We start from the raw sequence: 25,498 nt of genomic DNA, 5'->3' as shown, positions 1-25,498 counted from the left end.
CTAACCCTTGACCGCGCCGGCCGTCAGGCCCTGCACGAGATAACGTTGGATGAGCAGGAAGAAGAGGCCGGCCGGAATGAGCGCCATAACGCCCGCCGCCATCATCTGCCCGAAATCCACGGAGAATTTCGAGACGAAGGTGAGAAGCCCGACCGGGAAGGTCGCCGCGTCGTTGCCGTTGATCAGCATCAGCGCGAAGAGCAGCTCGCTCCAGGCCGCGGTGAAGACGAAGCCGAGCGTCGCCGCGATCCCCGGCAGCGTCAGCGGCAGGATGATCTGCCGGAACGCCGTGAACTGGGTGGCGCCGTCGATCATCGCCGCTTCTTCGAGATCCTTCGGAATGCCGTCGAAGAAGGACTGCATCAGGAAGGTGGCGAAGGGCACGTTGAAGGCGGTGTAGACGATGACGAGACCCGTCAGGCTGTTGGTCAGATGCAGCGGCGTCAGGATCTTGAAGATCGGTGCGACCAGCATGACGAGCGGGAACATCTGGGTCAAAAGCATCAGCGCCACGATCCAGTATTTGGCGCGGAAATTGAAGCGCGATAGGGCATAGCCCGACAGCGAGGCGCAGATCGTCACGGTGATCGCCGTCGAACCCGAGACGATCAGGCTGTTCTTGAAGAAGGTCGGGAAGGCACTGTGCTGCAACACGAAGGAATAGTGCTCCCAGGTCGTGCGCGATGGCCACATGCGCACGCCTTCCGAATAGAGAAGATCGTTCGGCGTGACAGAGACCTTCAGCAGCCAGTAGAGCGGGAACAGCGCGAAGGCGATGTAGCAGAGGATCGCCAGACGATGCGCGACGGTGGGGATGATGGATCGCTTCATGGTCTCAATCCTTGTTCAGCAGCGTCTGCCGCAGCAGGATGATCAGCATAGAATAGGCAAGCAGCAGGGCCAGCAGCACCAGCGCGATCGCCGAGGCATAGCCGAAATCCAGTCGCTTGAAGGCCTGGGTGAAGATGTAGCTGGCGACGATCTGCGTGCGATCGGCCGGGCCGCCGCCGGTCATGACGACGATCAGATCGGCGAAATTGGAGATCCAGACTGTGCGGAGAAGCACGGTAATGGCGATGGTCGGCGCCAGGAACGGCAGGGTGATCGAGCCGAAGCGCTGGAACCAGCCGGCTCCGTCGATGGAAGCCGCCTCGTAAAGATCGCGCGGGATCGCCTGCAGGGCAGCAAGCAGCGTGATCGCAAAGAACGGAATGCCCCACCAGACATTGGCGATGATCGGGCCCCACATCGCATATTGCGGATCGGAGAGGATATTGCCCGGCTCGCTCATAAGACCCATTGCGTAAAGCCAATGCGGGATCGGGCCGATGACAGGATTGAAGAGCCACGCCCAGTTGAGGCCGGCTAGGAAGGACGGCACTGCCCAGGGCAGGAAGACCAGCGCCTGGACGATGCCCCTGCCCCAGAACGGTTTGTCGAGCAGCAGCGCCAGGATGAGGCCGAAGGCAAATTGCAGGATGACGGAAGCCCCGGTCCACCACAGGGTATTCTTCAGCGCGCCGTAGAAGGCGGCATCCTTGGAGAGTTCGCGGAAATGCTCGATGCCGATGAAGCCGCCCGAGAACGGGTTCAGCAGCTGGATATCGCGAAACGCATAGGAGATGCCGATCACGAGCGGCACCATCATGACCCCGATAATGAGGATCAGCGAAGGCGCGCTGTAAAGATATGGCTCGGAGGCATCGGCGAGACGCTTCAGCCACGGCCTGCGGTCGCGGCGCCTGTGCGTATCGGCGGTCATGGTCATCGGTGGTCGGCTTTCCGTGTGTTTATACCATTGACCTGCGGCATGCGCGGCCCCCTCATCCGGCCCGAATGGGCCACCTTCTCCCCCCCTTCGATAAACTCAGGAGGGAGAAGGGAACGAGAGGTCACCGCATACTTCCCTTCTCCCCAGCGGGGAGAAGGTGCCGGCAGGCGGATGAGGGGCTCCGGGTAAGGAGCCCGCCTTTACTTACTTCTTCGCCAGGAACTTCTGCTGAGCCTTGGTCAGGTAATCAGCCCACTGGTCAGCCAGATCCTTCGGCGAGATATCGCCGAGGAGGGCCTGCTGCGAGGTCTTGATCGCCAGCGAATCCTTGAAGAAGGCGAATTCTTCGAGGTAAGTCGGCATCACCGTCGGGACAGTATCCTTGTCGGCGAGTTCCTGGAACCAGCCCTTGAACTGATCACCGGCGTAGAACGGATCCTTTTCGGCTGCCGTATAGGCCGGCAGAGCGCCGATCTTCTTGTTCCACTCGATGTTGCCGTCAGGGCTTTCGAGAGTTTCGATCAGCTTCCAGGAAAGGTCCTTGTTCTGGCTCGTCGTGAACATCGACCAGCCGGCATAGCCGATGGTCGGGAACGACTTGCCATCGGGGCCCTTCGGCAGCGGCATGACGCCGAAGTCTTCGGCCTTCATGCGCTCGGCAATGGCGATCAGAGCGTCCGGATCCTGATCGAGGAATGCGCAGGTGCCGGAGTAGAAGCCGGCGACGACTTCGTTGAAGCCCCAGTTGACGCTATCCTTCGGCGCGTAGCCCTTCTTGTAGAGATCGACCATCCATTCCAGACCCTTTGCCCAGCCTTCGCTGTTCATGGTCGAGGTGCCGTCGTCGTTGAAATACTTGTTGGATCCGGCCATCGAAGCGGCGAAGATCATCCAGCCGTTCAGACCGCCCGGGCCGCCGCGCATGCAGTAGCCGTACTTGCCCGAAATCTTGGAGACGGCTTCGGAAGCCTTGGTGAACTCCTCCATCGTCTTCGGCGGTTCTTTCACACCAGCTTCGGCAAGCAGCTTCTTGTTATAGAACATGGCGCGCAGATAGAAGCCGTAGGGCAGCATGTATGCGGTCTTCTTGACGTCGCGGCCGAGCTCGAGCGCGCGCGGGGTCAGGTCCTTTGTGTGCTCCCACTTGGCGAGATAGGGCTCGAGGCTTTCGAGCATGCCGTTATTGCCATAGAGCGACAGCCAGGTATCCGGCATTTCCATGACGTCAGGCGTATCGCCTGCCGATACCATAGTCGCGAATTTCTGGAAGGCTTCGTTCCAGGGCAGCGAGATGATCTCGACCTTGGTGCCCGGATTGGCGGCTTCGAACTTGCCGACGATCGACTTCAGCGTTTCGGTACGTTCCGGGCTGGTGATGACCTCGACGAGTTTCAGCGTCGTGTCGGCGAAGGCCGTTCCTGCCATCATGGTGGCGAAGAGCGTTGCGGTTATCAGTCTTTTCATGCTCAGTTCCCCTTTTGTTGAAGGTGTTTCTCTCACTATTGTCGTCACGAAGCGGCGGCGAGCGCCTCTTCGATGTCTCTCCACAGCGCCTCGGTCCCTTCGAGGCCGACATGGAGACGTACGGACCGCGCATGAATGCCAAAGGTATGCGCGGAGTTCGGTTGCGCTTTCTGCTGAAGCACCACCTCGCCCGGTACGATCAGGCTTTCGTGTCCACCCCAGCTCACGCCCAGTTTGAAGAGCTTGAGGTGATCGGCGAAGGCGCGGATATCGACGCCTTCGCGGAAGATGAAGGAGAACAGGCCCGACGTGCCGTTGAGGCCAGCCGGCAGGCGGTTCGCGAGGCCCGGATGGCAGACCTGCTCGACAACGTCGAGCGCCTGCAGCCGCTGAGCAATGGTCATCGCCGCAGTCTCGTGCGCTTTCATGCGGATCGGCAGCGTGCGCAACCCGCGGATCAACAGCCAGGCATCGAAGGGCGACAGCTTGCCGCCGAGATAGGGATAGGCCTCAGCCTTGATGCGGGCGATCATGTCCTTGGAGCCCGCGACGACACCGGCGACCACGTCGCTGTGACCGCCGAGATATTTCGAGGCCGAATGGATGACGAGATCGACACCCAGGGTGATCGGCCGCTGGAAGATCGGGCTTGCCCAGCTGTTGTCGATCATGGTGACGACGCCGTGCTTTTTCGCAAGCGCCGCCAGCGCGCCGACATCATGGGCTTCCATCACCCAGCTGGTCGGGCTTTCCATGTAGAAGACCTTGGCGCCCGGGAGCGCCTTGGCGACTTCTTCCTCGTCGCGGCCATCGACATAGGTCACCTCGACCTTCATCCGCTTCAAGATGGTGCCGAACAGGCGGAAGGCATCGGGATAGACATGCTTGACGGCGACGATGCGGTCGCCCGGCTCGACGAAGGAGAGCACCGCCGACGAGATCGCCGCCATGCCGCTTGCAAAACCGAGCGCATCTTCTGCGCCCTCGAGCTTTGCCAGCATCTCCTCGAACATGCGCACTGTCGGGTTCAAGCCGCGCGTATAGATCGGCCGCACCTTCTCGCCGCGATAGGAGGCGATCATGTCGTCGTAATCGGAGAAGGTGAAAAGCGATGTCTGAAAAATCGGCGGCACCACTGCTTCGGCAAAATTGCCGTCGTCATGGGCGGTGATCAGCGAAGCGAGTTCGATCGGATCGAGCGAGTTGCTCATTTGGACATTTCCTTGATGTCTTCCTCGACAACGTCGAGAATCTTCAGTGTTTCCTCGCGCGCCGCCTGGGGGTCCTGTGCGGCGATCGCGTTGAAAAGCGTGCGGTGGAACGGAAAGGACCGGCGGGCGAAGTCCTGCCGGTCGAATGGATGGGTCCAGAAACGGACGAAGGTCTCGCGCATCTGCTCCAGAAGCTGGCCGAACATCGGATTATGCGTCGCGTCATAGACCGCCATGTGGAATGCCAGATCCTCCGGACCCGACGTGCCCTTGGCGATATGGACGCGCTCCATCTCGTTCAGTTTCTCTTCGATATTCACGAGGTCACTGGCCGTGCGCTTGCGGGCCGCCACCATCGCCGCCTCGCATTCGATGCCGCGGCGAACCTCCAGCGTCTGCAGCAGCGCATCGCGCAGATTGGCGCCCTCGAAGGAGAGCGGAACATGAATGGTCGCCTTCGAAACCGGTTTCAGCAGGTAGGTACCGCTGCCCTTGCGGGTTTCGATGACGCCGAGCGCCTGGAAGTGGCGGATGGCTTCGCGGATGGTGGAACGGCCAACGGCCAGGGCAGACATAAGCTCGCGCTCGGCCGGCAGGCGGTCGCCCGCCTTCAGCTTCGCATCCTCGACATAATGCGCCAGCGCCTCAGTCACCTGACGCGCACGGTCGATCGCCGGAAGCGGCCGGATCACCGGCCTGTCGCTCACATTTGCCTTCATGGTTCCCCATTTTTCTTGTCAGGCAGTCGACCTTAAATTGGTCTGACATCTTAGCATTTCCCAAGAAACTTTCGCCGTCAAGGGCAGAAGCTGTTCGCCATGATGTCTGTTGAGAAATTGACCGCAGCCGGAAATCCACCGCATAGCCAGAAGCAAATTATGCAAATGATTTTATTTGATTTTTTCCGATGAACTTTTCCACAGGGGATGGCATCGGCTTGCGAGCGAGGCAGGTTGCCGGGCAACTGCGCCGCTTGTGAGCGCCTCAAAACCGAGACCTCATAGATCGGAAGCGCCAGAAAAGCGGGCGGACCATTGGCCCGCCCGCATCATGCTTAGTACTGGGCGACACCGCCATCGACGTCGAGTTGGACGCCGGTGATGAACGCGCTGTCGTCGGATGCGAGGAACACGGCCGTCTTGCCCATATCGTCGGGCGTGCCCATGCGACCGAGCGGGATCGTCGCGGTGATTCCCTCGTAAGCCTCGGCCGGGATCAACCCCGAAAGACCAGGCGTCACGGTATGACCCGGGCTCAAGACGTTGATGCGGAAACCGCGCTCCTTCGTGTCGATGATCCAGCCGCGAACGAGACTGCGGATGGCCGCCTTGGTCGAAGAATAGACCGACATGTTCGGGATGCCCTTCGATGCCGCAATGGATCCCGTCAGGATTACGGACGCACCGTCGCGCAAGACCGGCAAGGCCTTCTGGAAAGCGAAGAGAAGACCGCGCACGTTGGTATTGTAGGTCTTGTCGAAATGCTCTTCGGTGATGTCGCCGAACTTCATGAACTCGTAGAAGCCGGCATTGAGGACGAGAGTGTCGATCTGGCCGCTATTCTTCTTCACGATCTCGTAGAGCTTATCGAGATCGCCGAGCTTCGACGCGTCGGCTTGCACCGCGATGGCGCCGTGGCCAATCACCGCGACAGCCTTGTCCAGTTCGCTTTGACGGCGGCCGGTGATGTAGACAAGTGCACCTTCCGCAGCGAACTGCTTTGCGATGCCCAGCCCGATGCCGGCGCTGCCGCCGGTCACAACGGCAACCTTGCCATCCAACTTCTTGCTCATGGAATTATCCTTCGAATTGATCTGCTGGACCCGCGCTTGCCGACTGTTCAGTCTTTCACGCGGGATGGCACCCGGCGGGTGCCTGCCAATCAGATAAATTCAGCAAAAGCTGCGTTGTAGACGCCAAACTCGACTATAGATTATTCCATAATGGAATGCGCCTGAACTCTCTGCACCTTCGCAGGACGATCTCTCAATACGCCAAAAGGCGCGCGCCGTCGCCGGGCACGCGCCTTGTGTTCTTTGATTGCAAACCGTCAGTCAAGGACGATCCTGACTAGGAAAGACCGGCCCGATCTGCTTTCGAAGCAATCATGTCGCAGGAACCAATGCCGTGACTTTCTCGATCGCGCGTTTGACCGCAGGACGGGCATCAATCTCGCCGTACCAGCGCGCGATGTTTGGTGTCCTCTCGAAGTCAATGCCTGCAAATTCGCGGCGCCATAGCCATCCGAAATGCACGATGTCGGCGATCGTGAACTGGTCTCCGGCAACAAATTTGCGCTCGTGAAGCACGCCTTCGAGCACGGCGAGGACGCGTTCAGCCTCTGTCTGGAACCTTGCGATCGCCAATGGGATCTGCTCGGCGGCTTGCCGCTTGAAGAAGCCGAGTTGCCCAAAGGCTGGGCCAATTCCGGTCAGATGAAAGAAAATCTGTTCGAAGACACGGGCGCGGCCTGCGCCATCGCCCGGAAGCAGCCTTCCCGTCTTTTCAGCAAGATAGACGAGGATCGCCCCGGATTCACTGACGGTGATGGGCTCCCCATCGGGGCCATCGCTATCGATCAACAGAGGAACCTTGCCATTGGGGTTGATGGCCAGGTAGTCCGGCAGTTTCTGCTCGCCCTTGCGGACGTTGATAGGCTTGAGCTCATAAGCAAGCCCGAGCTCTTCAAGGGCGATAGGCACGCGAACACTGTTGGGCGTCGCAAAGGCATAGACTTCGATCATCGTGGTTTCCACTCTGGAGAATTGATGGGGATGCTGCCGCATCGAGCACCGCGCATTATTTGCGCGCGTGGACTTGACGGGGGAAGCCGCGATGGAGACATATGCATCATTCCAAGGAGGAATGGCCCATGAACCGGCTCGCTGCCATGGACGCCTTTGTGCGCGTCGTCGATACCGGATCATTCACCGGTGCCGCGCGGCAGTTGCGTGTCGGGCAGCCGGCAATTTCCAAAATGATCGCTCAACTGGAAGAACGCGTCGGCACCAGGCTGCTGTTGCGGACGACGCAAGGCCTGATGCCCACGGAGGCGGGCGAGAATTTTTATGAACACGCCAAGCGCGCTGTCGAAGAGGCCGACGAGGCCGAGGCCAAGGCGCGGGGCTCAGGTGCCGCTCTCAACGGCCGGCTGCGGATCAGCGGCGCGGTGACATTCATGCGGCTCCACGTGGTTCCCCACTTGCCAAAATTCCTGGCCATGCACCCCGATCTCGATATCGAAGTATTCATGGACGATCGCAACGTCGATCTTGTCGAAGCCGGTATCGACATCGCTCTGCGAATGGGAGATCTGCAGGATTCATCGCTGACCGCCCGCAAGGTCGGACAGAGCCCGCGCGTCGTGGTCGCCTCACCGGAGTATTTTGAAAGCCACGGTGAGCCCACCTCTCCTGCGGAACTGGGGGCACATCAAGCCGTCGTCTACGATCTGCGCAGCGGCGGCACTGTCTGGAACTTCAGCCAGGGGCCGGTTCAAAGCGCCGTGACCATCAAGGAGCGCATCCGGTTGACCGCAGCCGAGGGTGTTCGCGAAGCGGTCTTTGCCGGAATGGGACTGGCCGTCGCCTCTGAATGGATGTTCGCGCCCGAACTGGCCTCCGGCAAGGTCCGGCGCGTCCTCCAGGACTGGGATCTTCCGCCCATCGATCTCTGGGCGGTCTTCCCGAGCGGACGCACGGCGAGTAGCAAAGCGAGAACCTTCGCCGACTTTATCAGGAGCGAACTCGCTTCCGAATTCAGCACCGATGACGACGGCGGAGCGGATTGACGATGCCTGCGCCGAGCTCCATGCGGTAGCCTAGGCCAAGGCGCATTGCCGTCATTGAGGCGCGAGACCCAATGGCTCCCAGCGCAGCCCTTGCCGCCGCTCATTGACGAGCTGCGCCGGTCTCATCATATTGCAGCGATGGCGAAGCTGTCGAACCGCGAAAAAATTCTGAGGGAAGGCCTTAAGGTCGTCGACGAGGTCGGCTTCTCGTCCGCCTCGGTGCGCAGCATTGTCAGCGCAGCTGGCGTGCCCCTGGGCTCCTTCACCAATCATTTCGTTTCCAAGGAAGCGTTCGGGCTCGAGATCGTCGAGCTCTATTTCGCCAACAGCCAGAATGTCGTGCTCGATACGCTGCGCAACGATGCGAAGCCGCCATTGATGCGGCTTCGGGAATACATTGCCGGCAGCCGTTCGAAGGGAAGCTGCGGCGGCCCTCTCGGGGGCCTGCTCGGCAACTTCATTGCCGAAACCGGCGTGGCTGGCGATGCCATACGTCAGCGCGTCAACGAGATCGTCGCTGGCCTCACCGATGCAGTCGCCTATTGCATCGAGGCGGCCGTCAAGGCCGGAGAAGTGGCCCCGGATATCGATTGCCGGCAGGTCGCCGGGTTCATCGTCTCCTCGCATCAGGGAGCGGTGCTGCTTAGCAAATCTCAGCGCAGCCCGGAGCCGATCGAACGGCTTGAAACGGTGCTCTTCTCGATCGTGCTGCGCCCGCTCCACTGACCATCTCCGCACAGAAGCATAGTGTACGATCGTACATTTTTGTTGACACCCATAAATGTACGTACGTACATATTATTCACCTTGCGCGATTTCCGCCGAGGCTTGAAAGGGTTTTCCAATGTCTGCTCCTGTTGTTTTGATCACCGGTGCGCTTACCGGTATAGGCCGCGCGACGGCGATTGCTTTTGGCCGCGATGGCGCCCGCCTTGTGGTTTCCGGCCGCCGCGACGAACTGGGCCGCGAGCTTGTCGAGCAACTCCGCGCCATGGGCGCCGAGGCCGAATTTGTTCGTGCCGATGTCCGCCATGACCAAGAAGTCGAGTCGCTCATCGACCAGACAGTGGCCCGCTTCGGCCGTCTCGACGTCGCCGTCAACAATGCCGGCACCGAAGGTGCGTTCGGGCCGGTAACGGCGCAGACTGCCGAAACTTACGCGGCGACCTTCGACACCAATGTGCTGGGCACCCTGCTCAGCATGAAGCATGAGTTGCGTGTGATGAAGGAGCAGGGAACCGGCAGCATCATCAACGTGTCCTCTGTGCTGGGCAAGGTTGGAACACCGAACGGATCCGTCTATGTCGCCAGCAAGCACGCGGTGGAAGGGCTGACGAAATCGGCGGCCCTCGAGGTCGCAACCACGGCCATTCGCGTCAATGCCGTGGCACCCGGCCCTATCCAGACCGGCTTCCTTGACCGCTTGACGGGCGGATCGGATGACCGTCTCGATTACCTGAAGTCATATGTGCCGATGCGCCGTCTCGGCCATTCGGAAGAAGTGGCGGCGGCGATTGTCTTCCTGGCGTCGCCGCAGGCCTCTTTCCTGACCGGCCACTCGCTTGCCGTCGATGGCGGCAAGCTTGCGGGCTGATGCTCAGCGCGCTCTTCAGTAGCTGGAGAAGGGCGGCAGCATCCTCGCCGCTCTTCTCGTCACTTGCCGACCCCTTGGCTCAGGCCACGGACGAATTGTCGTGAGAACACTACGTAGAGAACGACGAGAGGCAGAATCCCGAGTGTGAGTGCAGCAAGCAGTGCCGGATAGTCGCTGAGAAATTGCCCGACGAACTGCTGGACGCCAAGCGTCACTGTCTGGTTGCTGCGGCCGGGCGACAGGATCAGCGGGAACCAGAGGTCGTTCCAGACGGGCAGCATCGTCAGCGTGGCAACAGCTGCAAGGCCGGGCTTCACCACCGGCAGGACGATCAGGAATGTCCGGAATTCCCCTGCCCCGTCCATGCGTGCCGCTTCCTTTATCTCGGTCGGCACCGTGCGGAAATACGCCATCATCAGCGTCACCGCGATCGGCACGCTCATTGCGGTATAGACCAGGACCAGTGCCGTCAGCGTATCGACCAGCCGCCATGCGATCATGATCTCGAGGATCGGAACGGTGCCGAGGCGGATCGGCAGCATGATGCCGACCACGAAAAGCCCGGCGATCACGGGCGTGATCTTCAGGCGGTATTCCACCAGGCCGTAGGCAGCCAGCGCCGAAAAAACCACCGTCAGTACGATCGTCGAGACGGTGACGACAAGGCTGTTACGGTAGTTCAAGAAAAAATTGCCGCGGGTGAAGACCCGGATATAGCCGTCGACGCTGAAAGTCTTGACGGTCGGCAGATCGAAGGGGCCGCCAAAGATCGCCGGTGTCGTCTTGAAGGAATTCAGGATGACGATGAAGATCGGGCCGAGGGCCAGGAGCACGAAGAAGATCAGCAATCCGTGGACGACGATGCGATCGAGCACCATGCGCTGGCGGCTGGAGCCGTAGAAGCTGGCACTGAGTTTGGCTGACGATGACATCTCTGCTGTTCCTCAGACTTGGTGCGCTTGCAGCCGTCGCTGGACCAGCCAGAAATAGGCGGCAGTGACGAGAAGAATGATGACGAAGATCACCGTTGCGACGGTCGCTCCGAGATCCAGATCGGCCACCTGGCCACTGGACCCGAAAAAGGTGCGGTAGAACAGCGTCCCGAGAATATCCGTGCTGTAGTTCGGGCCTGGTGCTGCGCCATTCAGCGCGAAGACCAGATCAAAGCCGTTGAAAGTCCAGATATAGGTGAGGATGACGATCAGACCGAATTGCGGCGCAATCAGCGGGAACTTGATCGCCCAGAAGATTCGCCAGTTTCCGGCACCATCGATCCGCGCCGCCTCGACGACATCCTCCGGAACAGCAAGCAGCGCGCTGTAGAGGAACAGCATCGGAATGCCGACATATTGCCAGACCGACATCAGAGAGATCGTCGGCAGTGCCGTCAGTTCGTTGCCGAGTAGCGGAAAGCCGACCAGTCCCCAAAGCGGATTGATGATCAGGCGCCAGATGAAGCCGACGATGACGACGGAGAGCGTCGCGGGGATAAAGAGCAGCGTGCGGTAGACGCCTTCGGAACGGTTCAGCAGACCGGAGGTGAGCAAACCCGCCATCAAAAGGCCGATCGGCACTTCGACCACCAGATGGATGATGAAATATTCGAAATTGTTCAGCAGCGCGTTCCAGAAACGCGCGCTCGTGACCGGATGGGTGAAGAGGTAATAATAGTTTTCCAGCCCGACGAAGACGCGCCCGGCCTGACCATCCGTATCGAAGAAGCTCATGACGATCGAGGCGATGAGCGGCAGGACGGCGAAAGCGAGATAGATTGCGAGCGCTGGCAGCACAAAAAGGAAAAGGCTCCAGCGAGCCGTCGCAGGACGTGTCACCCGGTATCTCCGTAGTCTGGTCGCCAGCTGATGCCGGCGGGCATCGGGAGCCTCGCGCACCGGTGTGGTGCGCGGGGCGCTCTTGTTACTTTTTCTGCGGTGCGTACCAGGATGCAAGACCGGCCTGGAGTTCTGCAGTCGCCTTTTCAGGGGTGACATCGTCTCCGATCATCATCGTCTGCAGCACGCGCCAGATTTCGTCGTCGAGCGGCGGATTGCCGGCGCTCAGCCGGTCCAGCGCCAGGCGCGGCGTCAGTTTGGCGTCCTTCTTCAGGTCGGCGAATTTCTGCGCCAGCGCGTTGTTATAGGTTACCGGCGTGCTGCTCATGGCGAAGAAGCCTGGGGCGGCATTGACGTAAAGTTCCTGGAATTCCGGAGATGCCAGCCAGGTGAGGAAGGTCTTTGCGGCATCCTTGTTCCTGCTTGCGGCATTGATGCCGATCGCCATGTCAGGCATTTCCTGCAGGTAGCGCTGACCGCCCTCCTTGGCAGCCGGCGGACCGAAGACACCGACGTTGAGACCCGTTGAGGTCACCTGATTGATATCCCAGGAACCGTCCGGCAGGATTGCCGCGCGGCCGATGGTGAAAAGCTGGGTCATGTCGGCATATTGCAGGCTTGCCTGCCCATTAGGCAGGAACGGCTTCCAGGCTGCGAAGGCTTTGAAGGCCTCGACGAATTCCGGATCCGTGAGCTTCTTGGTGCCGTCGATCAGGCCCTGGCGGCCCTCTTCGCCGTTCCAGTAGGACGGACCGATGTTGTAAAGACCGTTATAGGCGAGCTGCCAGGATTCTGCCGACCCATAGGCAAGCGGCTCGTATTTGCCGCTATCCTTGATCTTTTGCAGTACCTTGACGAACTCGTCAGCAGTCTTCGGAACTTCGAGCCCGAGCTCCTTGAAGATATCGACATTGTAATAGAAGCCAGCGAGCACGGCGGCGATCGGCAAGCAATAGGGCGTGCCTTTGGCGTCGGTCCAGGCGGCCTTCGACGTGTCGTCGAAATTCTTGATGGCGCCAAAGTCCGCCAGGGAGTCAAAATACTTGCGGCTGATCCACTCGCGATTGACGTCGAAGGGGCGGCAGGTCAGGAGATCAGGTCCCGCGCCAGCTTCAATTTGGGATTGCATCGCTGCATTATACTCATTGGTATTGACCGGAGAGAACTCCACCTTGATGCCGGGATTCTTGGCTTCGAAGGCCGGAATGATCTTGTCCTGCCACACTGCGATATCTTCGGTCCGCCAGCTTCCGAGCTTGATGGTGACATCTTCGGCGAAAGCGCTGCCGGCAGCGACCATCGCAACCAGTGAGACAACGGCACCGTTCAGCAATGCGTGCTTTGAAAGCATTTCATAATCTCCCATTCTTGTGACTCAAAACTGCTCCCATGCCGGTTCTTTTAATCTCAGTCCGGCGATTGTTGAGGCGACGATACCTCTCAATACCAGTTGTGACAAGTTATATTTTTTTTGTTTCCCATTTTTGTCTTATGTGGTATTCGATTGAAAGGAATAAGGACTGTTGCCACAGAGCTTGGAGGGGTGGAAATGATCGGCGTCGGGTTGCTGGGATCGGGTTTCATTGGCGAATGCTATGCCGATGCACTGCTTGACGTCCGCAATGCGGAGTTGCGCAGCTGCTATTCTCGCAGCGGCAAGCGGGCCGAGGAATTTGCGGCCAAGTGGCGGATCAAGACCCATGCCACGATGGATGCCCTTTGCGCCGACCCTTCCGTTGATCTTGTCATCATCGCCCTCCCGAACGAGGTGCATCTCGAGGCGACAAGAATTGCCGCAAAACACAAGAAGGCCGTGGTCTGCACCAAGCCGCTTGCCCGCACCGAAGCCAAGGCCGCAGAGATGCTCAAGCTGGTAACCGAGGCAGGCGTCTGGCACGGATATGCAGAGAGTTCGGTCTTCTCCCCGAACACAGCCAAGGCTTACGAAATGCTGAAGGCCGGCGGCATCGGCAAGCTGCTGACGATGCGTGCTCGCGAGGCCCATTCGGGTCCGCATGCGCCGCACTTCTGGGATGCGGAGACGGCGGGCGGGGGCGCTTTGCTTGACATGGGCTGCCACACCGTAGAATCAGCACGGCATTTCTTCGGAAAGGACAATCCCGTGACCGAGGTGATGGCCTGGGGTTCGACGATGGTGCATGGCGACAAGACGACCGGTGAGGATGCCGCGATCGCACTTCTGAAATTTGCCGGTGGCGAGCTGGCGACCATCGAATCTTCCTGGATCGAAAAGGGCGGCATGCAGCTGCGTCATGAGCTCGTCGGCTCCGAGGGGCGCATCGTCACCGACAGTTCTGTCGGTCCCGTCTGGGGCTTCGTCGGCAAGCCTGTCGGCTATACTGTCGAGAAGGCGGATGCCGAGACCGGCTGGGTGTATCCCGTACCGGAAGAGACGCGCGCCTATGGCTTCTCGCAGCAGATGCGCCATTTCGTCGATTGCTTCGCAGCCGGCAAGGCTCCGTCCGAAACCTACGAAGACGGGGTTATCGTCAACAGGATCATCGATGCATGCTACCGGTCCATGAAAACCAGGCAGTGGGAAAAGGTAGCGGTGAACTGATGATCGGAAATGAAGGCCAGCCGGGACCTTTGCAGTCGGATTCTCCCGAGCCCCTGTGGCAGCAGGCCGCAAAGGCGATCATGAAAGAGATTGCAGCCGGCAAGCTGGCGTCGGGAAACCGTCTGCCGCCGGAACGCGATTTGCTGACCCGGCTATCGATCAGTCGCGTAACGCTGCGCCGCGCGCTGCAGAGCCTGGTGACTGACGGCGTGCTGGTGTCTTCGCACGGCCGTGGCTGGTACGTGGCAACGGAAGCGCATCAGGAATTTCCCCAGACGCTTGAATCCTTCAGCGAAACCGCTGCCCGCCTCGGCCTCGCGCCATCCTCGGACGTGCTGCGTGCCGAAGGGGCGCCCGCAAGCCTCGATGAGGCAGAAGAGCTCGGCATTGCGCCCGGCGCGCCGGTCTTTCATCTCGACCGCATACGTCGGCTGGATGGCGTGCCGGTTGCCGTCGATACGTCGTTCTTCCCGATGATCCGCGGGCTCGATATGTCGGGTGTCGATTTCAAGACGGCTTCGCTTTTCAAGCTGCTGACCGGTGCCGGCTTTGACCTGGCGCGCGCCGAATCGACGATCGAGGCGCACGCCGCAGACAAGACGCTTGCCCGCCATCTCGGCATCGAGCAGGGCATGCCGATCCTCGCCATGCGCCAGCTTGTCGAAGACAGCAGCGGGCGGCCGGTCATGGCATCGACGATCCGCTACGCAGGCGACCGCTACCGCCTGCGGACATCTTTTTCACGCACTGCGAAGACCGGCGGGTGACGCCGTCCGTCCATCCGGCACGCGCTGGCCAAAGCCGCGGCCGCACATCATTTCAGGACCAAGGAGAAGACCGCAATGGTCAAAGGTTATATTTCGCTGGCTGACGCGCGCGCCTCCCAGGCCAATGCGCTGGAAACCGCGATTGCTGCAATTGGCAGCGAAGTTCGCAATGCTTCCAGCGCGCTGAAAGGCGCGGGCCCGATCTTCATGGGTATCGGCGCAAGCTTTGCAGCGAGTTCGGCTGCCGTCTGGGCCTTGCGGTCCCGCGGTGTGCATTCGTGGCGCCTCAATGGCGGCGAATATCCGATCCCCTTCCCCGCATCCAGCCATCCGGTGATCGCCGTCTCGCAAAGCGGCAAGAGCACCGAGACGCTTGCCGTGCTGAACTCGATCGAGCGCAGCCTGCGCATATCGGTGGTCAACGCCAAGGATTCCCCCGTCGCGGCCGCCTCGTCGGCCAATATTTCGCTCGGCGCAATCCCAGACAGCTACGCATCGACGATTGGCTATACGGCAACGATCGCAGCTCTTGGCATGATCGCCGAGGCCTGGGATGGCGGCGCAATCGATACGTCCTGGTCTGATCTCCCCACTGCCTTCCGCACCGTCGAGCAGAAGCTCAAGACGCAGACCGGCGAGATTCTCGCACGCATGACGGACGCGGTATATGTCGATTGCGCCGGGATTGCCCCTTCAGCCGGTTCGGCTGAAGTCGGCGCGCTGCTGCTACGCGAGATCGCCCGCATCCCTTCGACCGGCATGTCGACCAGGCAATATCTGCATGGCGCGATGGAATCGGCCGGCAAGGGCGTGCATATTCTCTTTGGCGACGAGCGGGAGGCGGAATTGGCATCGACCCTGGCAAAAGCCGGTCATCACACGATCCTTGCCGGCCCCGTGCAAGCCGCAGCCAGCGATTGGCTGACCTATATACCGCTACCGCGCGTCAGCATCACCCAGCGGCCAATCCTCGAGGCCGTCATCATGCAGACCATTGCGGTTGAAACCGCGCTTGCCCGCGGGCTCGATCCCGATGCCTTCGTCTTCCACCACAACGACACCAAGGTAGCCTGACGATGGATAGCAGTGAATGTCTTGTGGCGCTTGATGTCGGTGGGACGAAGACGCATCTGGTCGTGGAAACGCTGGCCGGTGCGCGTATTCTGGACACGGTCATCTCCAGTCAGGATTGGGACGCGGAGCCCGCGTCTCACGGCGCCGATTGGCTGGCTTCGCGCCTGCGCGCCACCCTGCCCGCTGGTCTTTCGATCGCCTCCATTGCCTTCGGTGCGCAGGGAATCAACAATCCCTCGATCGGGCGGGATCTTGAAGCGGCGTTGCTCGATCGGGGATATCGCGTTCGAGCAGTCAACGATGCGGCACTCATCGTGCCTGCTGCCGGGCTCCGTCAGGGTATCGGCGTCATAGCGGGTACCGGCGCCATCGCCGTTGGAACGGATGGCTCGGGGCAACCGATTTCGGCGGGCGGATGGGGATGCGTGATTGGCGACGAAGGTGGTGCGGCCGCATTGGTGCGCGAGGCAGCCCGGGCTGCGCTGAGAGCAAATGACGAAGGCAAGCCAGATGACGGATTGCTCTCGGCATTGATTGCCGATTTCGGCGTCGAGGATGCCGAGCGGCTGACCCGCAAGGTCAACGACGACCCGACGGCCGAGAACTGGGCACCGCATTGCACTGCCATTTTCGATGCCGCAGACGGCGGATCGCAACTGGCGGTGAACGTCATCTCGGAGGGCGCCGGCTATCTTGCGGCGCTTGTCGCCCAGCTCAAAAATCGGGGGGCGACAGGCGATGACGTCGTCGTGGCGGGCAGCGTGATCGTTAAACAGGCGCGTCTGCTCGACGCGTTCAAGCGCGCACTCGGCAAGCAGCATCCGCGGCTTGCTGTGCATGTGCTCGACGTCTCACCGGTCGAGGGTGCAGTCTTTCTGGCCCGCGCGGCGATTGGATAATCGGAGATTGGGAGCCGGTCCATGAGGCGACAGAGGCGTCGCCTTGTAAAATCGGCACTCGCGGAAACCTTGCACGCGGCCCAGCATCAAATAAGCTTCCACAACGAGAAGCCAGATGCAGGCGTTCGAGAATTCACCGCGACTATCCTTCGCCACCGACGAAGCAATACTTGTCCGCCGGGCGTCCACAGGCGACGCGCAGGCGATCCGCGAGATCATCCGGTTTCACAATCAGCGGCTCTACCGGCTTGTCCGGGCGGTTCTTCACAGCAATGCGGAAGCAGAGGAAGCGCTGCAGGACACCTATCTCCAGGCCTTTTCAAAGCTTTCCGATTTCGACGGCGCGGCGTCGCTCTCGACCTGGCTTTCGCGTATCGCACTGAATACTGCCTTCATGCGGTTGCGCGCCGAAAAGCGGCTCAAACGCTCGATCCCTCCGTCTGGCCAGCCGCAAGCCGAGATCATCGCGCTCCACCCTTCATCATCCACCATCGACCCGGAGCGCGGCATGGCGCAGCGACAGCTTCTTCAGCTCGTAGAGCAGGCAACCGATGCCCTTCCGGAGGACTTTCGCATCGTGTTCGTTGCCCGCGTCATCGAGGGGCTGGATATCGGAGAGACGGCCACGCTGCTCGATATTCCCGCGGCAACGGTCAAGACGCGGCTTCACCGCGCCCGCAAACTCATTCGCAAGCAGCTGGAAGAGCAGATCGGGCCGATCCTGATGGACGCCTTCCCCTTCGCCGGCAGGCGCTGCGAGCGGTTGACCGAAGCCGTGATCGCCAAACTCGGGCTGAAGAACTGACGGGAACCTCTCCGGCGGCGCGGCATCCAATGCTGCGTACGTTGAAACAGGCGCCGGCGATCCCGCCGCGCCAAGGAGATCCCGATTAAAACCTTCATTTCCGCCATCGCTACGAGCTGCCTTCTCCTCGCCGCCGGCCAATCGCTCGCAGCCGACAAGCCGACCGATCCGCAGATCGCCCATATCGCCTATACGGCAGGCGCGATCGACGTGGACGCCGCCAAGCTTGCCCTTTCGAAGACCAAGAACAAGGACGTCGAGGCATTCGCGCAATCGATGAAAAAGGACCATGAAGCGGTCAACGAAAAGGCGCTCGCGCTCGTCAAAAAGCTGAAGGTCACGCCTGAAGACAACCCGACGAGCCAGGCGCTTGCAAAGGCCGCCAAGGAAAAGCAGACCGAACTCAGCAAGCTGGACGGCGCCGCCTTCGACAAGGCCTACATCGACAACGAGGTTGCCTATCACAAGCAGGTCAACGGCGCGCTGGAAACCGTCCTTATCCCATCGGCAGAGAACAAGGACCTCAAAAGCCTGCTCGAAACCGGGCTGAAGCTGTTCCAGGGGCATGAGCAGCATGCCGAGCATGTTGCCATGGAGCTGAAATGATCTCAGTGCCGATGAAGTGCAGAAGCTTCCTGCTGACGGGAGTAGTCGTTGCGGCCGGCGCATCGCTGGCGCGCGCCCATAACGGCAAGATACATGTGACGGTCGAAAATCTCGGCTTCTCGCCTGCAGACACCGAGGCGAAAGTCGGCGAGACCATCGAATGGAAGAATAAGGATCCGTTCGATCATACCGCCACCGTCAACGGCGGCTGGGAGGTGACCATCCCCGCCGGCCAGAAAGCGACGCACCTGGTCACCGCCGGTGACACGGTGGAATATTTCTGCCGCTTCCATCCCAACATGAAGGGGCACATCAAGGTCGTGTCCTAGAGAAAAAACACGCCGCCAGGGACGCCTCTGGCGGCGTAGCCTTCGGCGAGTGACCATCGCCGTAGCGCGCGCTTGACCGATAGCCGGCATTCGTGTTGATGCAAGGGTTCGAATATCTGAGCCGAGCGAACGGACCGGGCCGAAAAGAGCCGCGCCGCGTGGGGACACTTCTCGCATGTCGAAATCCAATCTGAGGCGGGACGCCGACCTCCTGCTGCATCGTGGTTCGCGGGTCGAAGGCGCCTACCCGGTCAGCCGCTCCCGCAGGCCGGTCGAGGTTCAGCGTCTCATCGGTGCGATCGGCAATCTGATGCTTTCGGGCGATACGCCGATGATGGAGAAATTCGTTGCCGGCAAGATCTTTCATCAGCTGCAGTATCCCGGCGCCGTTTCCAGCCGGCCCGCCTCACATCTGCGGCTTGGGCCGCAGCTGCAGTTCGCCCTGCGCCAGCTGACGCAGAAAGGCCGGGCTTTCGCGGAAGTTGCCGCCGCGATCAACGATCTGGCCAAGAGCCTCGATTGGTCGTCGAGCTCGACCGGTCCCTTCGCCAGCATGAATATCGAAAAGGCACACGCCCATGCCGTCATCGCCGGAGCGGCGGGCCTCGAAGAGCGCGACGATGTCACGCTCGGGCTGACGATCATGGAGCCCTACAGCCGCTTCCCCGATCATGTCCAATACCGTGCCCGGGTTTTCCTGGCGCTGTCGGACTGCGAATTCCTCTGCGACGAAAAAGGCTGGCAGCAGGCTTCGCCGGGGTCGGCCTTCTACAACGAGGCCGGACACACCGTGGCGATGCGCTGCACCTCGCGGCCCCTGCTGGCCGCCTGGTGCCAGATGGAGCGGTAGAGCCCGGCCAGGCTTACCCGGCCGGGTCCGGCGCAGTTTATGCAGCCGCCGGGGTCGGCTCGCCGAGCGACAGCATCAGGCGGTTCGCCCAGTTGAAAAAGGCGGTGCCGTGAATGGCGTCGGCAATCTCCAGATCATCGAAGCCCTCTTCACGCAGGCGGGCAATCTCCGCCGGGCCAAAGCGCGAAGGCGTGGCCGTCAAGGCCGCCGAAACCTCGGCGACGGCGTTCCAGCGGCGGCTGCCGAGCTCGGCCTCGACGCCTTCGTCGAGCAGTCGCTGAACGTCGGCCGTGCGTTTCGAATGATGGGACGCGAACCGCGAATGCACCGAGGCGCAGAAGATGCAGCCGTTGCTGCGGGATGCGGCGGCGGCCGAAAGCTCCCGATCGGCCCGCGGCAAGCCGGCGCGCGTATTGTAGAAGATATCCTTATCGGTCTTCGTCCTCGCTTCGAGAATTTCCGGATCGCGGGCCAGCAGCATGAAATAGGGAGACTTGGAGCGCGAGGCATCGACGAGACCCGCCCAGTGCCGCTCGGTGAGTTCGCTTTCTTCCAGCGGCGTCAGCCACGGTGTCCAGCCAATCTCGGATTGGGTAAATGCGTTGGGGCGATTGTCGATCTCAGGATGATTGACGGTATCGGTCATGACGTTTCTCCTTATTCCGCTGCCGCACGCGTGACGCTGCCCTCGCCCGCCGCGCCGAGCGCGGAAAGGCCGGCAGCAACGCGAATCTGAAACGACAGGAACGCGACGATCTGCGACAGGGTGACGATACCGGTCGTGGTCCAGCCTGCATCAATCAGCTTCTGCAGCGCATCCGGGCTTGCTTCGCGCGGACGGAAGACCAGCAGATGCGTGTGTTCGAGAGCCGCCGACAGCTTGGCGCCGATCACGGCGCGGCTGAAATCCGAGACGGCATAGGTCAGGCCTGGAGCATCTTCCGCCGACAGCGGACCGGCCGGATAGCGGCCGTAAGGGCCATCTGCCGCGCCTTTTTCAATCTCCGTCTGGATCGCAGCTGCGAGCGACGCGCCGCCCTGCAGCTCGGACAAACCGCCGGCGTAGAAGGCCGACGCCGTCCCGGAGCGGTGCAGGCCGCTGACGAATGCGGCGATCGCGAGCCGCTCGGCACGCGTTACGTGATCGTCGGACACCGGCTCGAAGAGCGCGAGATAGCTTTTCTGCGCATTCAGCCGCGTCTCCGGACGTTCGGCACGGAGACGGTCGAGAAAAGACCCCGGCTTGATACCGGCTAGCAGATCAATGATATCGGGTGTGGAAGAACTCATGGATTCATACCTTTTCTGGCGGTGATTATGCTGTAGCGAGGCGCCGCTCGTGGGCGGCGGGTCCGCGTCGAACCCAGCCGAGCGCGGGAGCGACCTCGCTGGCTATCAATTCCAGCGAGCGCAGGATGTAGGCGTGTGGCGGATCGACCGAATGGACCTGGAAGACGAGGTCAGTGACGCGTTCCAACGCGGTGTCAGCCTTCAACGACGCGATCACATCGTCGGGCGTACCGACATGCACGTCGAAGGCCCTGATGAGATCCTCTGTCCTGGTGCTTGCGATCTTATGACCGCTGGCAATGAAGCGCTCGACGCTGCGCTGCAGGCCGATTTCCGCCAGATGCAAAGCCTCCTTGCGATCGTCGGCAACGAACAGGCTGCGCGAACCGAGAATGCGCGGCTGCCGTTCCTTCGGCAGCGCCTTAAGATAGGCGTCGATGATCGGATTCTGCAGCTCCCAGAGCGTTGCATCCGGCGCCTCTGCCGGCCGGGGCTGGGTGCGCGACAGCATCAATCCGTCACCATCCTGGCCGGCCCGGATTCCGCCGCCAACCGAGAACGTTGCCTGCCACACGCGCTCGAGAAGATGCGGGGCTGCCGGATAAAGATGATTGCCGCCCGTCAGCTCCCGCCCGGCCCAAGCATCTCGCACCGTTGCGAGGCTTTTCGCATAGACGGCGGCGCGATCGCCCGTTTCCAGCCCGAAGGGGAGGAAGGCAGCTGGAGTTCCGCCAGTACCGAAGCCGACTTCGAGGCGGCCGTTCGAGAGTATATCAAGCACTGCCGTGTCCTCCGCGACGCGGACGGCACTTTCCATCGGCAATGTGATCACACCGGTTCCAAGCCGGATGCGCGAGGTTCGGGCGGAGAGTTCCGCCAGAAAGATCAATGGCGCAGGAAGACCGCCCTCATCTCCATTGAAATGGTGCTGTGCCACCCATGCCGTATCGAACCCGAATTTCTCGGCATGAATGACCTGCTCGGCGGCCAGCCGGTAGCGGGTCGCAGCATCGGCCTGATCGAGGATACGGCTGAAGAAACCCAGGCGTTTCGGTGCGGTTGATGGCGTCATTGCTGTGTTCCTGTGCTGATCAGGGGAAATGGCTTTGCTGGCAGCCGGTGCTTCTTTCCGGGGATCGCCTCGATGAGTTCGCGGGTATAGGCGCTCGCCGGGTTGCCGAAGACATCGCCGACCGCGCCGCTGTCCACGAGCTTGCCGCCGCTCAAGACCGAGACGGTATCGGCGATCTGCCGCACGACAGCCAGATCATGCGATACGAAGAGATAGGTCAGGCCGAGCTCGCGCTGCAGTTTGCTGAGAAGCGCCAGAATCTGCGCCTGCACGGTGACATCGAGCGCCGACACGGCCTCATCGAGCACCAGGATCTGCGGGTTCAGAATGAGCGCGCGGGCAATGGCGACACGCTGTCTTTGCCCGCCCGACAGGGCATGCGGGCGGCGGCCGAGGACATCCGGCGGAAGGCCGACTTTCTCGATGATCGCCGCGACACGCTCCGTCCGCTCGGCGCGCGGAACCGGCTCGAAATTCAGCAATGGCTCTTCGACGATCCTGGCAATCGACTGGCGCGGATCGAGCGAACCGAACGGGTTCTGGTAGACGAGCTGAATCTTCCTGCGAAACAGCCGCAGCGTTTCCCCGCGCAAGGTAGAAAGGTCGAGCCCATCGACGATGACCCTGCCCGAGCTCGGCTTTTCGAATGCCGAGACGATGCGGATGCTCGTCGTCTTGCCGGAACCGGATTCGCCGACCAGCGCATGCGTCGTCCCGCGCCGGACGCGAAAGGAAACATCGTCGACGGCGCAAAAGCGCGAATAGCCGCCAAGGCCGAAGTCCTTGACGAGGTTTTCGACGACGATGATGTCGTCGCTTTCCGTCGCGGGAGTTTCCTTTGCCACGGTGGCCGGACGCGGCCGGATATTCAGCGACGGCGCATCCGACAACAGCTGGCGCGTATAGGCATTCTGAGGATTGCCGATGACATCCTGGGTGCGGCCCTGTTCCTGGATGCGGCCATGCTTGAGGACGATCAGCCGGTCGGAACGATCGGTGGCGACACCGAGATCGTGGGTAACGAGAAGCACTGCCGTGCCATACTCGCGGCGAAGCTCGTCGATCAGGTCGAGGATGTGCTTCTGTACCGTGACATCAAGCGCGCTTGTCGGCTCGTCCGCGATGATGAGCGACGGCTTCAACGCGATGGCGATGGCGATCAGCACCCGCTGCTTCATGCCACCGGAAAGTTCGTGTGGATATTGCTGCGCCCTCAGCTTCGGCTCGCTAAGCCCGACGCGTTCGAGAAGCGCGATCGCCTGCGTATAGGCAACAGGGCCGGAGGCTTCGCCATGAATGGCGAGAATTTCCGCCACCTGCTTGCCGATCGTCTTGACCGGATTGAGCGAATTGCCGGGGTCTTGAGGGATCAGGCTGATCACCGAACCGCGAATACCGTCCAGCCGCCGCTGCGGCCAGCCTGCGATCTCCTGATCGTTCAGGCGGATGCTGCCGCTCTCAAGTTTCCCGTTTTCCGGCAGCAGCCCGATGATCGCCTGCGCCGTCGAGCTTTTGCCCGAACCGGATTCGCCCACCAGCGCGACGACTTCTCCCGGGTTGACGTGGAAATCGATGCCATGGACAGCGGTGCGCGCGCCGTTCCTGTCGCTGTAGCTGACAGTCAGGCCGGAGACGGCGAGAACAGGAGACGGTGGGACAGCTGCTTTCGGCAGGTCGACAGGCTGTATCGTCATCTCTCTATCCTTCCAAATGCCTGGCTGATGCGATTGACGGAGAGCACCACCAGAACCACGGCGATGCCAGGGGCAGCCGTCAGCCACCAGGCGGTTGCGATATAATTGCGGCCCTCGGCGATCAGCAGCCCCCATTCCGGCGTCGGCGGCGGTGCGCCGTAACCGAGGAAGCCAAGGGTCGAGAGCTGCAGGATTGCCCAGCCGACCTGCAGTGCTGCAAAGGCGATGACCGAGGTCAGGGAGTTGGGAAGCACGTGGCGGATCAGCACGCTGAGGAAGGTACCGCCGCTGCCGAAGGCCGCTTCGACATATTCGCTGCGGCGAACAGTGATGACTTCGGAACGCACGATACGGGCAAAGCTCGCGACCGAAGTGATACCAACGGCGATCGCCGCGTTGATCGTCCCGAAACCCAAGAGAATAATGATGCTCAGGGAGAGCAGCAGCGCCGGTATCGACAGCAGAACGTCGGCAAGACGCATGATGGCCGTGTCCGTGCGCCCGCCGATCGAGCCTGCGAGAACACCGAGCGCTGTACCGGCGAAAAGCCCGATACCGACGGCTGCAAGCGCGCCCGACAGAGAGTGGACCGCGCCGTACACCAGGCGCGCATAAAGATCGCGGCCAAGTGAATCGGTTCCCAGCAGATGCGCGGCGCTCGGCGGTTTCAGCTGCTGCCCTGGCAGACCCTTGATCGGATCGTAGGCGGTGAACAGCTGGGGTGCGACCGCGAAGAGAAGCACGATGACCAGCACCGCGCCTGCCAGCAGAAGGCTGATATCGATCTTCCGGCTGCTTCGGCGCGGCGTGGCATCTTCGGCGGTTTGGCTCGGCAGCCAATCGTTGGTCTCTGCCGTCTCCAGGTCGAGATGGCGTTCAGCGACATCGAGGCTGGTCATCGAGCGGTCTCCGGCCTTGTTTTGAGCCGCGGATCGATGATCGGATAAAGAAGATCGATCGCGAGATTGATGGTGACGAACGCCGCCGCCGAGAGAACGACGATGGCCTGCAGGACGGCGACGTCCTGAAAATTGACCGCCTGTTCGGTAAGACTGCCGAGCCCGTTCAAGCCGAAGACCGTCTCGGTGATCACGGCGCCCGCCAGAAGCTCGCCGAACAGAACACCGGCAACCGTCAGAACCGGCAGGAATGCGTTCTTCGCCACATGCCGCCACAGCACCCATGCATGCGAGGCACCCTTTGCTCGGGCGACGGCAACGAAGGGCCGCGTCTGAACGTGATCGATGTTGCGCAGCAGGATCTGCGCCAGCGGCGCCGAGATCGGAATGGCTACAGTCAGAACCGGCAGAATCAGGCCCTCCCAGGGGCCGGGATTGATGACGGGCACCAGACGCAGCCGGAACGAGAATATCTGGATCAGCATGATGCCGAGCCAGAAGGTCGGCACCGAAACGAAGAGCGAAGGCACGGATTGGACGACATTACGCAATCTTCCGAAGCCATGGATGTTGGACAGGATCGCCAGCAGCACCGCGATCAGCGCCGCGACGATGAAGCCGAAGCCGGCCAGCCGGATCGTCGGCGGCAGGCTGGCAGAGAGCTGCGCACTGACGGCAACGCCTGCCTGCAGCGAATAACCGAAGTCACCGATCAGGAATTTTCCGGCTGTGTGCAGATATTGGCTGACCACGCTCCCGTCGGCCGCATAGGCGGCGCGGATATCAGCGATCTGTTCGGGACTGAGGCCGTATTCCGGATTCTGGAATTTGATAAGAACGGCATCACCGGGCATCGCCTGCAGCAGCACGAAGGAGATCGTGAAGGCGGCCCAGAGAACGAGCAGCGCCTGTCCTATGCGGGATATGATGTAGCGGGTCATGCCGATCCTTTCAGGTGACGGGTGGCCCGG

Annotated in this window: 27 protein-coding genes; 11 read left to right on the top strand and 16 right to left on the bottom strand. The window is 61.2% G+C overall.

Annotation, left to right across the window (positions count from 1 at the left end; translation table 11 throughout):
- The 7 genes from AC1DJO_RS06325 to AC1DJO_RS06295 all read right to left on the bottom strand — a co-directional run bounded on the left by AC1DJO_RS06325 (window position 1) and on the right by AC1DJO_RS06295 (window position 7,189).
- Window positions 1–831, bottom strand: a complete 831-nt coding sequence (locus AC1DJO_RS06325; RefSeq protein WP_112388501.1) for a carbohydrate ABC transporter permease — start codon at window positions 829–831, stop codon at window positions 1–3.
- Between the two features lie 4 nt (window positions 832–835).
- Window positions 836–1,768, bottom strand: coding sequence for a carbohydrate ABC transporter permease (locus AC1DJO_RS06320; protein ID WP_112388502.1), 933 nt, complete (start codon window positions 1,766–1,768; stop codon window positions 836–838).
- 207 nt (window positions 1,769–1,975) lie between these two features.
- Window positions 1,976–3,235, bottom strand: coding sequence for an ABC transporter substrate-binding protein (locus tag AC1DJO_RS06315; protein WP_112388503.1), 1,260 nt, complete (start codon window positions 3,233–3,235; stop codon window positions 1,976–1,978).
- A 44-nt stretch (window positions 3,236–3,279) separates the two neighbouring features.
- Window positions 3,280–4,446, bottom strand: a complete 1,167-nt coding sequence (locus tag AC1DJO_RS06310) for a PLP-dependent transferase (protein ID WP_112388504.1) — start codon at window positions 4,444–4,446, stop codon at window positions 3,280–3,282.
- Window positions 4,443–5,165 (bottom strand): FadR/GntR family transcriptional regulator, encoded by a 723-nt coding sequence (locus AC1DJO_RS06305; protein WP_112388505.1) that lies wholly within the window; start codon window positions 5,163–5,165, stop codon window positions 4,443–4,445. Before AC1DJO_RS06305 ends, AC1DJO_RS06310 begins: the two co-directional genes overlap by 4 nt.
- 335 nt (window positions 5,166–5,500) lie before the next feature.
- A complete protein-coding gene (locus AC1DJO_RS06300; RefSeq protein ID WP_112388506.1) occupies window positions 5,501–6,238 on the bottom strand; it encodes an SDR family NAD(P)-dependent oxidoreductase in 738 nt (245 codons plus the stop codon).
- Between the two features lie 312 nt (window positions 6,239–6,550).
- Window positions 6,551–7,189 carry a glutathione S-transferase family protein gene (locus AC1DJO_RS06295; RefSeq protein ID WP_112388507.1) on the bottom strand — a complete coding sequence of 213 codons (639 nt, stop codon included), beginning with the start codon at window positions 7,187–7,189 and terminating at the stop codon, window positions 6,551–6,553.
- Window positions 7,190–7,317: 128 nt separating this feature from the next.
- Here AC1DJO_RS06295 and AC1DJO_RS06290 point away from each other — a divergent pair, with 128 nt between their 5' ends.
- The 3 genes from AC1DJO_RS06290 to AC1DJO_RS06280 all read left to right on the top strand — a co-directional run bounded on the left by AC1DJO_RS06290 (window position 7,318) and on the right by AC1DJO_RS06280 (window position 9,829).
- Window positions 7,318–8,235, top strand: coding sequence for a LysR family transcriptional regulator (locus tag AC1DJO_RS06290; protein ID WP_112389006.1), 918 nt, complete (start codon window positions 7,318–7,320; stop codon window positions 8,233–8,235).
- 90 nt (window positions 8,236–8,325) lie between these two features.
- Complete coding sequence (locus tag AC1DJO_RS06285; RefSeq protein ID WP_310290984.1) at window positions 8,326–8,961, top strand: TetR family transcriptional regulator C-terminal domain-containing protein; 636 nt, start codon at window positions 8,326–8,328, stop codon at window positions 8,959–8,961.
- Between the two features lie 118 nt (window positions 8,962–9,079).
- Complete coding sequence (locus AC1DJO_RS06280; RefSeq protein WP_112388508.1) at window positions 9,080–9,829, top strand: SDR family NAD(P)-dependent oxidoreductase; 750 nt, start codon at window positions 9,080–9,082, stop codon at window positions 9,827–9,829.
- Between the two features lie 59 nt (window positions 9,830–9,888).
- On the opposite strand, the gene AC1DJO_RS06275 is transcribed toward AC1DJO_RS06280, so the two are convergent.
- From AC1DJO_RS06275 to AC1DJO_RS06265, 3 genes are all read right to left on the bottom strand, one after another.
- Window positions 9,889–10,761, bottom strand: a complete 873-nt coding sequence (locus tag AC1DJO_RS06275; RefSeq protein ID WP_310290981.1) for a carbohydrate ABC transporter permease — start codon at window positions 10,759–10,761, stop codon at window positions 9,889–9,891.
- A gap of 12 nt (window positions 10,762–10,773) precedes the next feature.
- Entirely contained in the window at window positions 10,774–11,661 is an 888-nt protein-coding gene (locus AC1DJO_RS06270) for a carbohydrate ABC transporter permease (protein WP_112388509.1), read from the bottom strand.
- Window positions 11,662–11,746: 85 nt separating this feature from the next.
- Window positions 11,747–13,012: an ABC transporter substrate-binding protein gene (locus AC1DJO_RS06265; protein WP_162698695.1), complete on the bottom strand. Its 1,266-nt coding sequence runs from the start codon at window positions 13,010–13,012 to the stop codon at window positions 11,747–11,749.
- Window positions 13,013–13,210: 198 nt separating this feature from the next.
- Here AC1DJO_RS06265 and AC1DJO_RS06260 point away from each other — a divergent pair, with 198 nt between their 5' ends.
- The 8 genes from AC1DJO_RS06260 (at window position 13,211) to AC1DJO_RS06225 (ending at window position 19,572) form a co-directional block, all read left to right on the top strand.
- Window positions 13,211–14,242: a Gfo/Idh/MocA family protein gene (locus tag AC1DJO_RS06260; protein ID WP_477969516.1), complete on the top strand. Its 1,032-nt coding sequence runs from the start codon at window positions 13,211–13,213 to the stop codon at window positions 14,240–14,242.
- Window positions 14,242–15,009, top strand: a complete 768-nt coding sequence (locus AC1DJO_RS06255) for a GntR family transcriptional regulator (RefSeq protein ID WP_112388512.1) — start codon at window positions 14,242–14,244, stop codon at window positions 15,007–15,009. The genes AC1DJO_RS06260 and AC1DJO_RS06255 overlap by 1 nt, the downstream gene beginning before the upstream one ends.
- A 75-nt stretch (window positions 15,010–15,084) precedes the next feature.
- A complete protein-coding gene (locus tag AC1DJO_RS06250; RefSeq protein WP_112388513.1) occupies window positions 15,085–16,083 on the top strand; it encodes an SIS domain-containing protein in 999 nt (332 codons plus the stop codon).
- 2 nt (window positions 16,084–16,085) lie between these two features.
- Window positions 16,086–16,982, top strand: coding sequence for an N-acetylglucosamine kinase (locus AC1DJO_RS06245; protein WP_112388514.1), 897 nt, complete (start codon window positions 16,086–16,088; stop codon window positions 16,980–16,982).
- A 115-nt stretch (window positions 16,983–17,097) separates the two neighbouring features.
- Window positions 17,098–17,787: an RNA polymerase sigma factor gene (locus tag AC1DJO_RS06240; protein ID WP_112388515.1), complete on the top strand. Its 690-nt coding sequence runs from the start codon at window positions 17,098–17,100 to the stop codon at window positions 17,785–17,787.
- Window positions 17,788–17,871: 84 nt separating this feature from the next.
- A complete protein-coding gene (locus AC1DJO_RS06235; RefSeq protein ID WP_112388516.1) occupies window positions 17,872–18,393 on the top strand; it encodes a DUF4142 domain-containing protein in 522 nt (173 codons plus the stop codon).
- Window positions 18,390–18,722 (top strand): cupredoxin domain-containing protein, encoded by a 333-nt coding sequence (locus AC1DJO_RS06230; RefSeq protein WP_310290963.1) that lies wholly within the window; start codon window positions 18,390–18,392, stop codon window positions 18,720–18,722. The genes AC1DJO_RS06235 and AC1DJO_RS06230 overlap by 4 nt, the downstream gene beginning before the upstream one ends.
- A gap of 175 nt (window positions 18,723–18,897) precedes the next feature.
- The gene (locus tag AC1DJO_RS06225) at window positions 18,898–19,572 is read left to right on the top strand and encodes a dimethylsulfonioproprionate lyase family protein (RefSeq protein ID WP_112388517.1); all 675 of its coding nucleotides are present in this window, start codon (window positions 18,898–18,900) and stop codon (window positions 19,570–19,572) included.
- Window positions 19,573–19,609: 37 nt separating this feature from the next.
- Here AC1DJO_RS06225 and AC1DJO_RS06220 read toward each other — a convergent pair whose 3' ends face one another.
- The 6 genes from AC1DJO_RS06220 to AC1DJO_RS06195 are packed head-to-tail and all read right to left on the bottom strand — an operon-like array spanning window position 19,610 to window position 25,468.
- Window positions 19,610–20,218: an alkylhydroperoxidase domain protein gene (locus AC1DJO_RS06220; protein WP_112388518.1), complete on the bottom strand. Its 609-nt coding sequence runs from the start codon at window positions 20,216–20,218 to the stop codon at window positions 19,610–19,612.
- A gap of 11 nt (window positions 20,219–20,229) precedes the next feature.
- A complete protein-coding gene (locus AC1DJO_RS06215; RefSeq protein WP_112388519.1) occupies window positions 20,230–20,862 on the bottom strand; it encodes a CMD domain protein in 633 nt (210 codons plus the stop codon).
- A gap of 25 nt (window positions 20,863–20,887) precedes the next feature.
- Window positions 20,888–21,934, bottom strand: a complete 1,047-nt coding sequence (locus tag AC1DJO_RS06210) for a putative FMN-dependent luciferase-like monooxygenase (protein ID WP_112388520.1) — start codon at window positions 21,932–21,934, stop codon at window positions 20,888–20,890.
- A complete protein-coding gene (locus AC1DJO_RS06205) occupies window positions 21,931–23,628 on the bottom strand; it encodes a dipeptide ABC transporter ATP-binding protein (protein WP_112388521.1) in 1,698 nt (565 codons plus the stop codon). Before AC1DJO_RS06205 ends, AC1DJO_RS06210 begins: the two co-directional genes overlap by 4 nt.
- Window positions 23,625–24,527, bottom strand: a complete 903-nt coding sequence (locus AC1DJO_RS06200; RefSeq protein ID WP_112388522.1) for an ABC transporter permease — start codon at window positions 24,525–24,527, stop codon at window positions 23,625–23,627. The genes AC1DJO_RS06205 and AC1DJO_RS06200 overlap by 4 nt, the downstream gene beginning before the upstream one ends.
- A complete protein-coding gene (locus AC1DJO_RS06195) occupies window positions 24,524–25,468 on the bottom strand; it encodes an ABC transporter permease (RefSeq protein WP_112388523.1) in 945 nt (314 codons plus the stop codon). Before AC1DJO_RS06195 ends, AC1DJO_RS06200 begins: the two co-directional genes overlap by 4 nt.
- Between the last annotated feature and the right edge of the window lie 30 nt (window positions 25,469–25,498).

The sequence above is a fragment of the Rhizobium sp. 05N430 genome (genome assembly GCF_056396985.1).
This window is presented reverse-complemented; position numbering and strand designations above follow the sequence as displayed.

Bases quoted from the DNA above. Each gene is read 5' to 3' on its own strand.
- AC1DJO_RS06325 (WP_112388501.1), bottom strand. From the start codon at position 831: ATGAAGCGATCCATCATCCCCACCGTCGCGCATCGTCTGGCGATCCTC.
- AC1DJO_RS06320 (WP_112388502.1), bottom strand. From the start codon at position 1,768: ATGACCATGACCGCCGATACGCACAGGCGCCGCGACCGCAGGCCGTGG.
- AC1DJO_RS06315 (WP_112388503.1), bottom strand. From the start codon at position 3,235: ATGAAAAGACTGATAACCGCAACGCTCTTCGCCACCATGATGGCAGGA.
- AC1DJO_RS06310 (WP_112388504.1), bottom strand. From the start codon at position 4,446: ATGAGCAACTCGCTCGATCCGATCGAACTCGCTTCGCTGATCACCGCC.
- AC1DJO_RS06305 (WP_112388505.1), bottom strand. From the start codon at position 5,165: ATGAAGGCAAATGTGAGCGACAGGCCGGTGATCCGGCCGCTTCCGGCG.
- AC1DJO_RS06300 (WP_112388506.1), bottom strand. From the start codon at position 6,238: ATGAGCAAGAAGTTGGATGGCAAGGTTGCCGTTGTGACCGGCGGCAGC.
- AC1DJO_RS06295 (WP_112388507.1), bottom strand. From the start codon at position 7,189: ATGATCGAAGTCTATGCCTTTGCGACGCCCAACAGTGTTCGCGTGCCT.
- AC1DJO_RS06290 (WP_112389006.1), top strand. From the start codon at position 7,318: ATGAACCGGCTCGCTGCCATGGACGCCTTTGTGCGCGTCGTCGATACC.
- AC1DJO_RS06280 (WP_112388508.1), top strand. From the start codon at position 9,080: ATGTCTGCTCCTGTTGTTTTGATCACCGGTGCGCTTACCGGTATAGGC.
- AC1DJO_RS06275 (WP_310290981.1), bottom strand. From the start codon at position 10,761: ATGTCATCGTCAGCCAAACTCAGTGCCAGCTTCTACGGCTCCAGCCGC.
- AC1DJO_RS06265 (WP_162698695.1), bottom strand. From the start codon at position 13,012: ATGCTTTCAAAGCACGCATTGCTGAACGGTGCCGTTGTCTCACTGGTT.
- AC1DJO_RS06260 (WP_477969516.1), top strand. From the start codon at position 13,211: ATGATCGGCGTCGGGTTGCTGGGATCGGGTTTCATTGGCGAATGCTAT.
- AC1DJO_RS06255 (WP_112388512.1), top strand. From the start codon at position 14,242: ATGATCGGAAATGAAGGCCAGCCGGGACCTTTGCAGTCGGATTCTCCC.
- AC1DJO_RS06250 (WP_112388513.1), top strand. From the start codon at position 15,085: ATGGTCAAAGGTTATATTTCGCTGGCTGACGCGCGCGCCTCCCAGGCC.
- AC1DJO_RS06245 (WP_112388514.1), top strand. From the start codon at position 16,086: ATGGATAGCAGTGAATGTCTTGTGGCGCTTGATGTCGGTGGGACGAAG.
- AC1DJO_RS06240 (WP_112388515.1), top strand. From the start codon at position 17,098: ATGCAGGCGTTCGAGAATTCACCGCGACTATCCTTCGCCACCGACGAA.
- AC1DJO_RS06230 (WP_310290963.1), top strand. From the start codon at position 18,390: ATGATCTCAGTGCCGATGAAGTGCAGAAGCTTCCTGCTGACGGGAGTA.
- AC1DJO_RS06225 (WP_112388517.1), top strand. From the start codon at position 18,898: ATGTCGAAATCCAATCTGAGGCGGGACGCCGACCTCCTGCTGCATCGT.
- AC1DJO_RS06220 (WP_112388518.1), bottom strand. From the start codon at position 20,218: ATGACCGATACCGTCAATCATCCTGAGATCGACAATCGCCCCAACGCA.
- AC1DJO_RS06215 (WP_112388519.1), bottom strand. From the start codon at position 20,862: ATGAGTTCTTCCACACCCGATATCATTGATCTGCTAGCCGGTATCAAG.
- AC1DJO_RS06210 (WP_112388520.1), bottom strand. From the start codon at position 21,934: ATGACGCCATCAACCGCACCGAAACGCCTGGGTTTCTTCAGCCGTATC.
- AC1DJO_RS06205 (WP_112388521.1), bottom strand. From the start codon at position 23,628: ATGACGATACAGCCTGTCGACCTGCCGAAAGCAGCTGTCCCACCGTCT.
- AC1DJO_RS06200 (WP_112388522.1), bottom strand. From the start codon at position 24,527: ATGACCAGCCTCGATGTCGCTGAACGCCATCTCGACCTGGAGACGGCA.
- AC1DJO_RS06195 (WP_112388523.1), bottom strand. From the start codon at position 25,468: ATGACCCGCTACATCATATCCCGCATAGGACAGGCGCTGCTCGTTCTC.